The organism is Amycolatopsis sp. SID8362, assembly GCF_010550475.1.
GTDB lineage: Bacteria > Actinomycetota > Actinomycetes > Mycobacteriales > Pseudonocardiaceae > Amycolatopsis > Amycolatopsis eburnea.
The window spans coordinates 1-13,700 of record NZ_JAAGNB010001158.1 but is presented as its reverse complement, the minus strand read 5'-3'; the positions used below and the strand labels follow the sequence as shown (position 1 = coordinate 13,700).

Annotated in this window: 10 protein-coding genes and 1 pseudogene; 4 read left to right on the top strand and 7 right to left on the bottom strand. The window is 72.7% G+C overall.

What is annotated here, in order from left to right; all coding sequences use genetic code 11:
* The 3 genes and pseudogenes from G3I65_RS35945 to G3I65_RS35935 form a co-directional block, all read left to right on the top strand.
* A pseudogene (locus G3I65_RS35945) lies at window positions 1-357 on the top strand (precorrin-3B synthase); the annotation flags it as partial.
* Window positions 354-977: a precorrin-8X methylmutase gene (locus G3I65_RS35940; protein ID WP_160700041.1), complete on the top strand. Its 624-nt coding sequence runs from the start codon at window positions 354-356 to the stop codon at window positions 975-977. The pseudogene G3I65_RS35945 and the gene G3I65_RS35940, both read left to right, overlap by 4 nt.
* The gene (locus tag G3I65_RS35935; RefSeq protein WP_160700040.1) at window positions 974-2,464 is read left to right on the top strand and encodes a precorrin-2 C(20)-methyltransferase; all 1,491 of its coding nucleotides are present in this window, start codon (window positions 974-976) and stop codon (window positions 2,462-2,464) included. The genes G3I65_RS35940 and G3I65_RS35935 overlap by 4 nt, the downstream gene beginning before the upstream one ends.
* Here G3I65_RS35935 and G3I65_RS35930 read toward each other — a convergent pair.
* The 7 genes from G3I65_RS35930 to cbiE all read right to left on the bottom strand — a co-directional run bounded on the left by G3I65_RS35930 (window position 2,461) and on the right by cbiE (window position 12,053).
* Window positions 2,461-4,434: a protease pro-enzyme activation domain-containing protein gene (locus G3I65_RS35930; protein ID WP_160700039.1), complete on the bottom strand. Its 1,974-nt coding sequence runs from the start codon at window positions 4,432-4,434 to the stop codon at window positions 2,461-2,463. The genes G3I65_RS35935 and G3I65_RS35930 overlap by 4 nt on opposite strands.
* Before the next feature lie 216 nt (window positions 4,435-4,650).
* Complete coding sequence (locus G3I65_RS35925) at window positions 4,651-7,740, bottom strand: arabinosyltransferase domain-containing protein (protein ID WP_203612612.1); 3,090 nt, start codon at window positions 7,738-7,740, stop codon at window positions 4,651-4,653.
* A gap of 18 nt (window positions 7,741-7,758) precedes the next feature.
* The gene (gene bluB / locus G3I65_RS35920) at window positions 7,759-8,418 is read right to left on the bottom strand and encodes a 5,6-dimethylbenzimidazole synthase (RefSeq protein ID WP_160700038.1); all 660 of its coding nucleotides are present in this window, start codon (window positions 8,416-8,418) and stop codon (window positions 7,759-7,761) included.
* Entirely contained in the window at window positions 8,415-9,134 is a 720-nt protein-coding gene (locus G3I65_RS35915) for a cobalt-precorrin-6A reductase (RefSeq protein WP_160700037.1), read from the bottom strand. The genes bluB and G3I65_RS35915 overlap by 4 nt, the downstream gene beginning before the upstream one ends.
* Complete coding sequence (locus tag G3I65_RS35910) at window positions 9,131-10,147, bottom strand: Gfo/Idh/MocA family protein (protein WP_160700036.1); 1,017 nt, start codon at window positions 10,145-10,147, stop codon at window positions 9,131-9,133. Before G3I65_RS35910 ends, G3I65_RS35915 begins: the two co-directional genes overlap by 4 nt.
* Window positions 10,144-10,905 (bottom strand): precorrin-4 C(11)-methyltransferase, encoded by a 762-nt coding sequence (gene cobM / locus G3I65_RS35905; RefSeq protein WP_160700035.1) that lies wholly within the window; start codon window positions 10,903-10,905, stop codon window positions 10,144-10,146. The genes G3I65_RS35910 and cobM overlap by 4 nt, the downstream gene beginning before the upstream one ends.
* Window positions 10,902-12,053, bottom strand: a complete 1,152-nt coding sequence (gene cbiE, locus G3I65_RS35900; RefSeq protein WP_163046809.1) for a precorrin-6y C5,15-methyltransferase (decarboxylating) subunit CbiE — start codon at window positions 12,051-12,053, stop codon at window positions 10,902-10,904. The genes cobM and cbiE overlap by 4 nt, the downstream gene beginning before the upstream one ends.
* Before the next feature lie 68 nt (window positions 12,054-12,121).
* Between cbiE and G3I65_RS35895 the strand changes: the two genes are divergently transcribed.
* A partial coding sequence (locus G3I65_RS35895) for a magnesium chelatase subunit D family protein (protein ID WP_160700034.1) occupies window positions 12,122-13,700 on the top strand: 1,579 nt, incomplete at its 3' end.

The following is a 13,700-nucleotide window of genomic DNA, read 5'->3' as shown; positions in this document are numbered from 1 at the left end:
TTCGGGCAGCTTTCGGCCGCGCGGGCGCGGGCGCTCGCGGAGTTCGGGACGGCGCTGGTCACGCCGTGGAAGTCCGTGGTGCTGCCGGACGTGCCCGCGGACGTCTTCGAGCGGCTGGGTTTCGGTGCCGACGCCTTGGGCACCACCGCGTGCATCGGCCGCCCCGGCTGCGCGAAGTCGCGTGCCGACGTGCGCGCCGACGCGGTGTTCCGGCCGGGCCTGCGCGCGCACTTTTCGGGCTGCGAACGGCGGTGCGGCAAGCCGTCGGGGTCCCACGTGGACGTGGTCGCCGAAGCGGACGGATATCGGGTCGACGGCCGTTGGGTGCCGCTCGACGAGGTGAAGGGAATGCTGTGATCGACTACCTGCGGGACGGTGCCGAGATCTACCGGCACTCGTTCGCCACGATCCGCGAAGAGGCGGACCTGGCGATCCTGCCCGACGACGTGGCCGGGCTGGCGGTCCGGATGATCCACGCCTGCGGCATGGTCGATCTGGTCGACGACCTGCGCTACACCCTCGACGTCGTCGAGTCGGGCCGGGCCGCGCTGGAAGCCGGCGCGCCGGTCCTGTGCGACGCGCAGATGATCGCCAGCGGCGTCACGCGCCGTCGCCTGCCCGCGGCCAACGAAGTGCTCTGCACGCTCTCGGACCCCAGCGTGCCCGGGCTGGCGGAGCGGATGGGCACCACGCGCTCGGCGGCCGCCCTGGAACTGTGGCGCGACAAGCTGCCCGGCTCGGTCGTGGCGATCGGCAACGCGCCGACGGCGTTGTTCCGCCTGCTGGAGATCCTCGACGAGGGCGTCGGCGCCCCCGCGGCGATCATCGGCGTGCCGGTGGGCTTCGTCGGCGCCGTCGAGTCCAAAGTGGAGCTGGCGAAGCGCGCCCCGGCCCCGTACCTGGTGGTGCACGGGCGGCGCGGCGGCAGCGCGATGGCCGTCGCGGCCATCAACGCACTGGCGAGCGCCGAAGAATGAGCCTGGGCAAGCTGTACGGCGTCGGGCTCGGCCCCGGCGACCCGGAACTGATGACGGTCAAGGCGGCGCGGCTCATCTCGGAAGCGTCGGTGATCGCGTACCACAGCGCGCGGCACGGCCGCAGCATCGCGCGGTCGGTCGCCGAGCCGTACCTGCGCGAGGGGCAGATCGAGGAGAAGCTCGTCTACCCGGTCACGACGGAGACGACCGACCACCCCGGCGGCTACGAGGGCGCGATCGCGGACTTCTACGAGCTGAGCGCGAAACGGCTCGCCGAGCACCTCGACGCGGGCCGCGACGTCGTCCTCCTCTGCGAGGGCGACCCGTTCTTCTACGGCTCGTACATGTACATGCACGAACGGCTTTCCGGCCGGTTCGAAGCGATCGTCGTGCCCGGCGTGACGTCGGTGAGCGCGGCGTCCTCCGTGCTCGGCCGCCCGCTGGTCCAGCGCGACGAGGTCCTGACGGTGCTCCCGGGCACCCTCCCGGCGCCGGAACTGGCCCGGCGGCTGGCGGACACCGACGCGGCGGCCGTGCTGAAGCTGGGCCGGACGTTCGGCTCGGTGCGCGAGGCGTTCGCGGAGGCGGGCAAGCTCGACGACGCCGTCTTCGTCGAGCGCGCGACGTGGGGACAGCAGCGGATCGAGCCGCTCGGCGAAGTCGACCCCGCTTCGGTGCCGTACTTTTCCTTGGCGCTGCTGCCTTCCCCGGCTTACGCGTCCCGGCAGTCGCCCGCCGGCGCCCCGGCTCCGGCGGCGTCCGGCGGCGAGGTCGTGGTGGTCGGCCTGGGCCCCGCGGGGCCGGAGTGGCTGACCCCGGAGGCCGCCGCCGAGCTGGCCGAGGTGGAGCACATCGTCGGCTACGGCCCGTACGTCGCGCGGGTGCCGCAGAAGGCGGGCCAGCAGCGGCACGCGTCGGGCAACCGCGTCGAGGCGGACCGCGCCCGCGAAGCGTTGTCCCTGGCCGCTTCCGGCGCGCGGGTCGCGGTGGTGTCCTCGGGTGACCCGGGGGTGTTCGCGATGGCGTCGGCGGTGCTGGAGCAGGTCGCGGCCGGACACGGCGCGGGCGTGCGCGTCCGGATCGTGCCGGGTGTGACGGCGGCCCAGGCGGCGGCCTCACGCGTCGGTGCGCCACTCGGCCACGACTATTGCGTGCTGTCGCTGTCCGATCGCTTGAAGCCGTGGGAGATCATCGAGAAGCGGCTGGACGCGGCGGGCGCGGCGGACCTGGTGCTGGCGCTGTACAACCCGGCGTCGCGTACCCGGACGACTCAGCTCGCCGATGCCCGTGACGTCCTCCTCCGCCACCGCGCCCCGGCGACACCGGTGGTGGTGGCGCGGGACGTCGGCGGCCCGGAGGAGGACATCCGGATCACGACGCTCGGGGATCTCGATCCGTCCACAGTGGACATGCGCTGCCTGCTGATCGTGGGGTCCAGCCGCACCCGGGCGGAAGCCGGTGTCGTCTGGACCCCACGCAGCTACTAGCCGAGCCCGGTCAGGAACGCGGCTCCGTTCGGGGTGCCGATGCCCGTGACGTCGTCGTAGCCGTCGCGGACGTGGATCGTCAGCACGGCGTCGGCGTCCAGCGAACGCAGGCTCGCCGCCGAGTAGCCGGCTGATGCGTCGACCGAGTTGTTGTAGTTCACCCGGGCGACCGCCATCGGCGACGGCGGCTGCTTGACGTCGTGGAACGCCGAGCTGCCCGCCTTCCCGTACAGCAGCGGGTTGGCGAAGCCGAACGTGCGGCCCGCCCGCTGCTGCGCCAGCGCGACGAACGCGGCGAACAGCGGGGACGCCAGGCTCGTGCCGCCGATGCGGTACTCGCTGTACTTCGCCGTGCCGTCCGGGAACGCCTGCGTCTGCCCGACCAGGAAACCGGTGTTCGGGTCGGCCAGCGCGGCCACGTCCGGCACCGCCCGCATCGGCCGCGGGCGGGCGCCGTTCGCCGTCGCGATGGCGTTCGGCACCACGCCGGCCTGGTACGCGGGCTGGGCGAACAGCCGGCTCGTCCCGCCGCCGGCGCCGCCGAAGAACTCACCCGGCGGCGTCGGCACCCACGCGCCGTTCGTCAGCACCGATCGCCCGGTCTCCCAGCCGGTCTCGAAGAGGTACTCGCCGTTCTTGCCGACGCCGAGCGACGTCCCGCCGACCGCGGTCACCCACGGGCTCACCGCGGGCCAGTCCGGCGTCGCGTTCGGGAAGTTCGCGGCGACGCCGCCGGTCTCGTCGGCGTTGTCCCCGCTGGAGAAGTAGACGCCGATGCCGGTCGCCGCGGCTTCGATGAGCGTGTCGTTGAACGGCTTGACGTAGCCGGTCGGCAGCAGCTCGGTCGAGAACCCGTAGGAGTTCGTGACGATCGAGGCCAGGTGCTGGTCGACGACGTGGTTCATCGCCGCGTCGAGGTCCTGGTAGTTGTTCGGCGCGCCGACGTACACGATGTTCGCGCCGGGCGCGATGCTGTGCACCGCCTCGACGTCGAGGGTCTCCTCGCCGTACCAGCCCTGCGGGTCCTGCTTCGGGTTCTGCGGCCGGTTGTACACGCCCGGCGGCGCCACCTGGCTGAACTGGTTGCCGGACAGCTGCGGCAGGCCGTGCAGGCGGGAGTAGGTGTTGACGTCCGAGAGGATCGTCGGCGAGGCGTAGGCGTCGATGATCGCCACGGTCTGCCCGCTGCCGTTGGTGCCGGAGGCGATGGCCTGCTGGACGCCGTACGCGCTCTGCAGCTGCGTCGGCGTGTAGCCGCACGGCGCCCACGGGTTCGGGTGCCCGTAGGCGTCCGGCACCTTGACGCCGTCCGGGGTGAGCGTGGTCGCGGTGGTCTTCTCGCCGTAGTAGGCCGAGCACGGCGGCGCGTTGACGAACGCGGGCGACGGCGACGCGGCCGGGCCGGCGGACGGCTGCAGCAGCGCGAACGACTCGTCGAGCCCGACGACCGCGCCGACGCTCGACGGGAGACCGGCGGGCAGCGAAAGGTCCTGCTCGGGCGCGCGGAGCGTCTTGCCGGCGACCTTGTACTCGCCGAAGCTCGTGCCGAACGCGGCCGCGGCCTGCGCGACCGTGCCCTCGGCCTGCACGTACCGGTGGTTGCCCGGGGTGTAGCCGACGTCGAAGCCGGCCTTGCGCAGCCACTGCTGCACCGCGGTCACGTCGTTCTGCGACGGCGCGAACCGCTGCCGGAACTGCGCGGCCGTCAGGAACTGGCCGTACCCGGCGGAACCCGGCGTCGAGACGCTGCTCGCCGTGGCGGCCGCGTCGCCGCTCCAGCCGAGGTAAACGCGGAACGCGACATTGTCCGCCGAATTCGCCGCCCCGGTGCGGGCGGATGATTTCGCCCAGGCCGGGACACTGCCCGGCAACGGGGTCCGGTCGCTGGCCGCGGCGGCCCCGACCAGGAGACCGGCGGTCGTCACGGCCGTTGCGGCCAGTGCGATCAGCCGGATCACGGGTCTGCGCATCACTGGTCCTCCTCGAGGAAGTCACCCCTGCGACGGTGGAGGGGCGAGGAGAAAGCTAGTTCCGGGAATGGGAACTGACCAGTTTCGTGATCGAGTCGATGCCGGTAAAGGATATTTCGGGCGACACCTTTTCCCGCCCATTGTTTTGTGCCACTCAGGGTAGAGCGAAGGCCGGCACGGGCACCCGGACGGCGGTACCGAAGGCCGCCGTCCGGCTCAGCGCGTGGGGTCCTTGCCGTTCGGCTGCCGCGGTCCCGGACCCGGCGACCACCAGCCCGGCACCGTCTTCTCGCCGTGCACCACCGTCGGCGCGATGCCCTCGGTGAACGGCTCGATCTGCAGCAGCTGCCCCCACGACTGGCTCGGCTGCCCGATCAGGTAGCTCGGGACCTCGGGTTCCTCGGCCAGCTCCTCCAGCCACCCGATGGGCCCGCCGTTCGTCGACGACGCCCAGGTCGCTTCGTCCGCCAGCCCGCCCGCGGTGATGCGGTAGGCCGGGACCTGCGAGATGCCGTCGTGGGACGTCACCGGCTGGACGCACGGGTACACGAACGACGCGGGCCAGTCCACGTACACCGGCTTCGAGCCGATGCGGTCGGTCAGCGTCGTGAAGGTCGGCACGCGCGGGGCGGACGCCGCGATCCAGCCGTCCTCGGTGAGGTCGTTGTCGACGATGTTGATGCGGACCGCGTTCGTCTCCGGCGGGAGGTCGCGCAGGTTGATGCGGGTGTCGTTCCAGCCGCCCGTGCCCGCGCCCGGCGGCAGCATGAACTGGCTGCGCAGCACCTTGACGCCGTCCGGGGTGTTGACGCCGTAGTCGAGGCTCACCGACGTCGGGCGGCGGGCCGCGCCCGCGGTCGCCACCACGACCTGGCCGTCCGCCGGCTTCTCCGTCAGCGCGTACCAGTCGCTGCGCAGCCGCCCGGCGCGGGTTTCCGGGTCGAGGAAGCTCGACCACATCGGCACCTTGTCCGGGGTGAACCCGTGCGGCGGCTCGGCCAGCGGGTCCTTGTCGTCGACCGGGCGGGTGTGGAAGCCGGTCTGGACGCGGCCGTTGTCCTGGTCCGGGTTGGGCAGCGGCGAGTTCTCCTGCGGCTTCTCCGCGACGGTCCGCTGCTCGGACTGCGTGTGCAGGATGCTCGTCGCCGCGTCGCGCTCGACCATGACGTGGTCGGAAAGGTTGCAGCTCTTGCCGAACAGGTGCCCGACGTTCGCCGCGCCCAGGCTGTAGCTGCCGGCCTGGTTGTGGATCGCCCACGCCATCGTGACGAACTCGCCCGCCGCCACCAGGCCGCAGACCACGACCAGCGACAGTGACCCGAGCCGCAGCGCGCGCAGCCGGCCCTCCTGCACCGGCGCGGGCGCGCCCGGCCGGTGCGCACGGACGTTCTCGACGAACGCGTACACCCCGGCGATCGCCGCCGCCACCAGCAGGATGGTCGACAGCGGGATGCCGCCGATCGACGGCGCCACGTTCGTCCACTGGACGCCGAGGCGCGAGACGAACCAGTACGTGTTCGGCCCGGTCGCGGCCAGCGCGGCGACGACCAGCAGCCCGGCCAGGAAGGCCGCGCGGTTGCGTTTCGACCGCAGCACCGTCGAGCTGGTCGCGAGGGCGGTCAGCGCCGCCATCGACGCGCCGACCGCGGCGAACGCGCCGAAGTGGTGCGTCCACTTCGTCGGCGTCAGTGCCAGCAGCAGGAAGAACAACGCCGTCGTGCCGATCAGGCGGCGCGCCGGGCCGAGCGACGCGCCCTGGATGCGGCCGCGGCGCAGCAGCATCACCAGGCATGTGGCCGTGCACAGCACCACGAGCAGCACCGGGAAGCGGCGCGGCGCCGAGCCGTCGGGCAGGCTCTCGAACAGCAGCTGGTAGCGCGCGAGCTCCTGGAACCACGACAGGTTCGGGCCCACCTGGGTGCGGATCCGGGTGGCCTCCTGCACGGTCGCGAACGTCTGGTCGGCGAACACCACGACCAGCACGAGCAGCCCGGCGGCGGCGACCGGCGCCAGCACCGGCAGCCAGCCGCTCTCGGTCGCGCGCTGGCGCACCAGCTTGAACAGCGGCCGCGCGGCGACCAGGAACGGCGCCACCGCGATCAGGCCGGTCGGCGTCGCGGCCAGGGTGAACCCGGCCGCGGTCAGGCCGAGGCACAGCGGCAGCAGCCGCCGCGTCACCAGCGTGCGCTCGACCGCGCAGATCGCCAGCAGCGAGCCGAGCGCGGCCACCGGTTCCGGCCGGACGCCGTTGTTGTAGGGCATCCACCAGATCAGGAACACCGTCGCGGCGGCCCAGCTGGCCGGGCGGCTGGTGCGGATCTGGGTGCCCAGGCGCGGCATCACCTCGCGGCTGATCAGCAGCCAGCTGAGCACGCCGAGCAGGAACGAGGGCAGCCGGATCCACGGTGGCACCGTGCTGACGTGCGTCATCAGCTCGAAGACGTGGTAGAACCAGCCGAACGGCGCCTCGGCGACGCCGAACCAGCGGTGGTAGTTCGTCAGGTAGCCGGTCGATTCGGTGACCCGGGCCATGGTGAGGATGTAGCCGTCGTCCGAGGTCACCGGCCCGATGAAGACCCACGCGCCGAGCGCGGCGATCACCGTGGCGTCGCGCAGCGTCAGGCGCCACCAGCCGACCGGCGCCCAGCGGGGGGCGCGGCGCGCGAAGCCGGAGTCGCGCCGCCAGACCGCGATCATGCAGCCGATCAGCGACAGCACGGCGACCACGCCGACGACGATCTTCAGCGCGGTCGGCGACGTCTGGTAGCGCGTGTCCGGCACGACCGAGACGTGCAGGCCGGCGATCGGGTCCTTGCTCGAGTTGATCGAGGAGTAGATGCCGACGACCCGGGGGCGGACGTCGCCTTCGGCGTGGAAGATCGGCGTCCCGGCCACGGCCAGGGTCATCTGCGTCGCGTCGACGTCCAGCTCGACGTCGCACTTCTCGGCGGGCAGCGGCTGCTGCGCGATCTGCTGGCCCTGGCTGGAGGCGAACAGCACGCCGTTGTCGACGCGCAGCTGCAGGCCGACGCCCTTGCCGGCGTTCGGGTCGGTGCGCCCGTCCGGCACGGTGGCGAAGAGCAGGCCCGGGCCGTTCGTGCGGGTGTCGACCGAGCGGATCGCCGCGCACGGCAGTTCGGCGCGCAGGTCCTGCGCCCAGTACCCGGTCAAGGGCGCGTTGACGGAGCGGGTGTCGCTGCCGGTGGGCCAGACGACCTCCGCCGTGTCCTGCACCACCGGCAGGAAGGGGAAAGCCAGCGCGCACAAGGCCGAGAGCAACCCCAGCGCTACGGCAATCAGACGCATCGGCGCAACGCTAACGGGTCAGTGGTCGGCGGCTGACGCAGCCCCCGGATCACGCGGGGTGAACCGCCCGTGGTGGACCGCCTCGGTCAGGGGACGGCGGTTGCGCCAGCCGTGGCGTTCCAGGTCCGGCACGGTCTCGAGCCGGCTCACCGGGCCGACGCAGAGCCACGCGACCGGGCGGACGCCGTCCGGGATGCCGAGCAGCTCGCTCAGGAACGGTTCGCGGTAGAAGCTCACCCAGCCGACGCCGAGGCCTTCCGCGGTGGCGGCGAGCCAGAGGTTCTGGATCGCCAGGCACACCGAGTAGAGGCCGGCGTCGGCGATGGCGTGCCTGCCGAGCACGTCGGGCGCGCCGCGGGCCGGGTCATAGGTGACGACGACGCCGAGGCTCGACTCGAGGATGCCCTCGATCTTGATGTTCGCGAAGGTGCTCGCGCGGTCTTCGGCGAGCTGCGCGGCGAAGACCTCGCGCTCTTCGTGGACGTGCTTCGCGAACCTCTCGCGCGTCGGGTGGTCGTCGACCAGCACGAAGTCCCAGGGCTGAGTGAGCCCGACGCTGGGCGCGGCGTGCGCGGCTTCGAGGACCCTCGTCAGGGTCGCTTCGGGGATGGGCGCGCCGGTGAACTCGCCGCGGACGTCGCGGCGCTTGCGCAGGACTTCGTAGAACTCTTCGATCATCGGTGCAGGACCCATTCGACGGCTTCGGGGACGGTCGCGGCGGTCTCGGTCGCCGGCCGCGGCGGGCGCCGGACGACCACGACGGGTTTCCGAAGCTCCCGCGCCGCGGTCAGCTTCGCGCTGGTCTGGCCGCCGCCGGAGTCCTTGGTGACCAGGACGTCGACGCGGCCGAGCAGCTCGCGCTCGGCGGCCACCTCGTACGGCCCGCGGGCCAGGATCAGCTCGTGGTGGCGCGGCAGCGGCGGCTCGGGCGGGTCGACGCAGCGGATCAGGAACCACAGGTCGTCGAGGTGCGCGAAGGCGGGCAGCCCCTGGCGGCCGCTGGTGAGGAACACGTGTTTGCCCAGCTCGGGGAGCATCTTCGCGGCGCCGGCGAGGTCGTCCGCCCAGTGCCAGACGTCGCCGGGCTCCGGCTGCCAGCCCGGGCGGGCGAGCCGCAGGAGCGGAGTGCCGGTCAGCTCGGCGGCCTTCGCCGCGTTGGCGCCGATGCGCTCGGCGAAGGGGTGCGTGGCGTCGACGACGGCTTGGACGTCGTTCTCGCGGAGCCAGGTCGCGAGTCCGTCTGCGCCGCCGAAGCCGCCAACGCGCACTTCGCCGACGGGCAGTCGCGGCCGCGCGACGCGTCCGGCCAGCGAAGAGACGACCCGGACTTCGTGCCCTGTCAGCTCTTCGGCGAGTTTCCGGGCTTCGCCGGTGCCGCCGAGGATGAGGATCACCGCGGCCGTCCGTACCCGACGGCCTCGCGCCACCGGTCGAGGGTCCGCAGGTTGGCGAGGGTTTCCGCCCAGGACAGTTCGGGTGCCTGCCGGTCGCCGACGTGCGCTGCGACGTGGTCGGCTTCGCGCGCGAAGACGCCTTGAGTCGCTTCGACCTCGATGACCTCGGGTTCGCCGCCGGCCGGGGTCAGGATGATCTGCGACGTGCCCGGCGTCCGCAGCGGGTGGATCCACGCGGGGCGCGGGATGTGGAGGTGTCCGTGCGAGCCGTACACGCGGATGCCGTCTTCGCGGGTCAGGCGGATGCCGCAGGAGATCGTCGCGAGGATGTCGCCGGGCAGCCGGAGCAGGCCGGTCGCGTACTCGTCGACGCCGTCCGCGGTCAGCCGGGCCATCCCGCTGACCTCGGTCGGCTCGACGACGGCTTCGCCGGTCGCGGCCTGGGCGACCAGCCGGGCCAGCGACGTGCAGTAGCAGCCGACGTCGAGGATCCCGCCCCCGCCGAGCGCCGGGTCGCCGAGCCGGGCGGTCTCCTCCGGGTTGCTGTCGAAGGAGAACGCGGTGTCGACCGCGCGGACCTCGCCGATCGCACCGTTCGCGATCAGCTCGGCCAGCCGCCGCGTCTGCGGGTGCAGCCGGTACATGAACCCTTCCATGAGGAAGACGTCGTGCTTCCGCGCGGCGGCGATGACCTCCTCGGCATCGGCCGCGGTGATGGTCAGCGGCTTCTCGCACAGCACGTGCTTCCCCGCTTCGGCGGCGGCGATCGCCCACTCCTTGTGCAGGGCGTGCGGCGTCGAGACGTAGACGGCGTCGATGTCCGGGTCGGCCAGGAGGTCTTCGTAGCTGCCGTACGCGGCCGGGATCCCGAACCGCGCGGCGAACTCCCGCGCCCGGCCGACGTCACGAGCGCCGACGGCGGCCAACGTCCCGTGCTCGCTTTCTTCGACACCGGCGGCGAAGTGGCCGGCGATCGTCCCGGCGGCCAGCAGGCCCCAGCGCAGTTCCGTCACAACGACTCCGGTTGGCCGGCCCGGTCACGGGCACTCGAGTAGAGGAAGCTGTCGGGAAAGTTCGTGGCGGCGAGCACCCGCCCGACGAAGATGGTGGCCGCGCGCGTCATCCCGGCTTCGCGGACCAGGGCGGGGAGGTCGCCGAGCACCCCGCGCACGATCGTCTCGCCAGGCTGGGTCGCGAGCGCGACGACGGCGACGGGGCAGTCCTCGCCGTAGTGCGGGATCAGCTCATCGGTGACCCGCTCGACGTGGTTGATCGCGAGGTGCAACGCGAGCGTCGCCCCCGTGGCGGCGAAGGCGGCGAGGGTCTCACCCGGCGGCATCTTCGTGGACCGTGCCTGAACCCGCGTGATGACCAGGCTCTGCCCGATTTCGGGCACGGTGAGTTCCCGCTGCAGCACGGCGGCCGACGCGGCGAAGGCGGGCACGCCGGGGACGACCTCGTACGGCACGTTTTCCGCGTCGAGCCGCCGCATTTGTTCGGCGACGGCGCTGTAGAGCGATGGATCACCGGACGTGAGCCGTGCTATTTCGCGTCCGCTGCGGTGGGCCTCGACCATGCGGGCGACGATTTGTTCGAGGCTGAGGTTCGCGGTGTCGACGAGTTCGGCGCCGGGCGGGCAGTACGCGAGGAGGTCGGTGGGGGTCATGCTGCCGGGGTAGAGGCAAACGTCGCACCGGGCGAGGAGATCCCGCCCTCGGACGGTGATGAGGTCGGCGGCCCCGGGCCCGGCCCCGATGAAGTGCACGGTCATCGGCTGCTCCACTGCGTCACCACGCGCGCCGGCGACCAGCCCGTGAAGCCGCCCAGTGGGGCCGCGCGCTCGATCCCGATGCGCACCAGCTCGCCGCCGTGGTCCGCATACGCTCGTGCCAGCACCTGTTCCGCCTCCACCGTCACTCCGTGCGCCACCACCCGTGCTCCGGTGGCCACGCATGTCTCGAGTACTCCCGGCACCGTCACCCCGCCGCCGATGAACACCGCGTCCGGTGCCGGCAACGTGCTCAGCGCCTCCGGTGCCTCTCCCGTCACCACCTCCAGCTCCGGTACTCCCAGGTCCACCGCGTTGCGGCCGATCCGTTCCGCTCGTTCGGGGTCGCGCTCGATCGCGACCGCGCGGTTCAGCCCGTGCAGCCGCGACCACTCGATGCCGACGCTGCCCGCGCCCGCGCCGACGTCCCACAGCAGCTCGCCGGGGCTCGGCGCGAGCCTCGAGAGGGCCGAAACCCGCAGGTCGCGCTTCGTCAGCTGGCCGTCGTGGGCGTACACGTCGTCCGGGATGCCGATCAGGGGCAGCGCCGGACCCGCGCACTCCAGCGCGAACACCGTCAGCGGGCCGGGTTCGCCCGCCCAGCCGTCGGTGATGCGCTCTTCGGGGCCGCCCAGGTTCTCCAGCGCGAACAGCTCGCTCTCGCCATACCCCCGCACGGTGAGGAGGGAGCGCAGCGCCGTCGCGTCGGCACCCAGCACCAGCACCCGCCGCCGCGGGGCCAGCACCCGGGCGACCCGGGCTGACGAGCGGCCGACGAGCGTCACCACCTCGGTCTCTTCGGCGGACCAGCCCAGCCGGGCGCGGGCCAGTGTCACCGACGAGAGCGCGGGGAACGCGTCGACCTCGTATCCATGTGCCACCAGCGTAGTGCCGACCCCCGACAAAAACGGATCCCCGCTGGCCAGGACGCAGATTCGCTGCCCTTCGTGCTCCGCGATGAACGCGTCCAGCCCCGGCAGCAACGGCGAGGGCCACGGCTCGCGCGCGACGCCGTCGGGCAGGTACTCGAGCTGCCTCGGCGCGCCCAGCACGACGTCGGCGCCGAGGACCAGGGCTTGAGCCTGTTCGGACAAGCCGGACCACCCGTCGGCCCCGATCCCCACCACGGTGAGGCGTGATTTTTCGCGCACGATTTCCCACCCTAAGCGAGCCCGGCGCTGTGCGATGATCGGCCGGTCGCCCACCAGGAGGAGTGCTGTTGAAGCCCTACCCGTTCACCGCCGTCGTCGGGCTGCCGGACCTGCGTCTCGCGCTGGTCCTGTCCTCGATCTCGCCCGCCGTCGGCGGGGTGCTGGTGCGCGGCGAAAAGGGCACCGCCAAGTCGACCATGGTCCGCGCGCTGGCCGGGTTGCTGCCGGGCGTCGACGTCGTCGACGGCTGCCGGTTCTCCTGCGATCCCGCCGCCCCCGACCCGCTCTGCCCGGACGGCCCGCACGACGGCGCCGCGGGGCACCGGCGGCCGGCCAAGCTGGTCGAGCTGCCGGTCGGCGCGGCCGAAGACCGCGTGATCGGGTCGCTGCACCTGGAACGCGCGCTGGCCGAAGGCGTCACGGACTTCCAGCCCGGCCTGCTGGCCGCCGCGCACCGCGGGCTGCTCTACGTCGACGAGGTCAACCTGCTCCACGACCACCTCGTCGACACCCTGCTCGACGCCGCCGCGATGGGCCGCGCGACCGTCGAGCGCGAGGGCGTCTCCGTCTCGCACGCGGCGCGGTTCGTGCTGATCGGCACCATGAACCCGGAGGAGGGCGAGCTGCGGCCGCAGCTGCTGGACCGGTTCGGGCTGACCGTCGAGGTCGCCTCCAGCCGCGACCCCGAGCAGCGCGTCGAGGTCGTCCGGCGACGGCTCGCCTACGAAGCCGATCCCGACGGGTTCGCCGCGCAGTACGCCGGCGAGGACGCCCGGCTCGCCGCGGAAATCGAGGCGGCGCAGAAGCTTCTGCCCGCGGTGAAGCTCCCCGACGACGCCCTGCGCCAGATCGCCGAGGTCTGCGCGTCCTTCGAGGTCGACGGCATGCGCGCGGACATCGTGACCGCCCGCACCGCGGTCGCGCACGCGGCCTGGGCCGGGCGCGACGAGGTGACCACCGAAGACGTCCGCGTCGCCGCGCGGCTCGCGCTGCCGCACCGGCGCCGCCGCAACCCGTTCGACGCGCCCGGCATCTCGGAAGAGCAGCTGGAGCAGGCACTTCAGGACGCCCAGCCGCCCGAGCCGGGCCCTGAGGACGACGGCCCCGGCTCGGGTTCGATGCCGGACGAGGCCCCGCAAGAGGTTCCGCCGGGCGACGCGCCGCAGGGGCAGCCCCAGCAGCAGCACAACGGCGGGCAGCAGAAGACCGTCGGCGCCGGGGAAACGTTCAAGGCCAAGGTCTTCCGCGTCAAAGGCATGGGTGAGGGCGAGCGCGGACGCCGGTCGCGTGCGATCACCGACAGCGGCCGCACCATCGGCGTCCAGCCCCCGAGCGTCCGCGACGGACGGCCGCACCTGGTCGCGACCGTCAAAGCCGCGGCACCGCACCAGAAAGCCCGCGGCCGCGACGGCGCCGCGCTGAAGCTGCGTCCCGAAGACCTGCGGTACGCGCTGCGCGAAGGCCGCGAAGGCAACCTCGTGCTGTTCTGCGTCGACGCGTCCGGCTCGATGGGCGCCAAGGCCCGCATGCGCGAGGTCAAGACGGCGGTGCTGTCGCTGCTGCTCGACGCCTACCAGCGCCGCGACAAGGTCGGGCTGGTGACCTTCCGCGGCGCCGAAGCCGAACTCGCGCTGCCGCCGACGATCA

Bases quoted from the DNA above. Each gene is read 5' to 3' on its own strand.
- G3I65_RS35935 (WP_160700040.1), top strand. From the start codon at position 974: ATGAGCCTGGGCAAGCTGTACGGCGTCGGGCTCGGCCCCGGCGACCCG.
- G3I65_RS35930 (WP_160700039.1), bottom strand. From the start codon at position 4,434: ATGCGCAGACCCGTGATCCGGCTGATCGCACTGGCCGCAACGGCCGTG.
- G3I65_RS35925 (WP_203612612.1), bottom strand. From the start codon at position 7,740: ATGCGTCTGATTGCCGTAGCGCTGGGGTTGCTCTCGGCCTTGTGCGCG.
- bluB (WP_160700038.1), bottom strand. From the start codon at position 8,418: ATGATCGAAGAGTTCTACGAAGTCCTGCGCAAGCGCCGCGACGTCCGC.
- cobM (WP_160700035.1), bottom strand. From the start codon at position 10,905: ATGACCGTGCACTTCATCGGGGCCGGGCCCGGGGCCGCCGACCTCATC.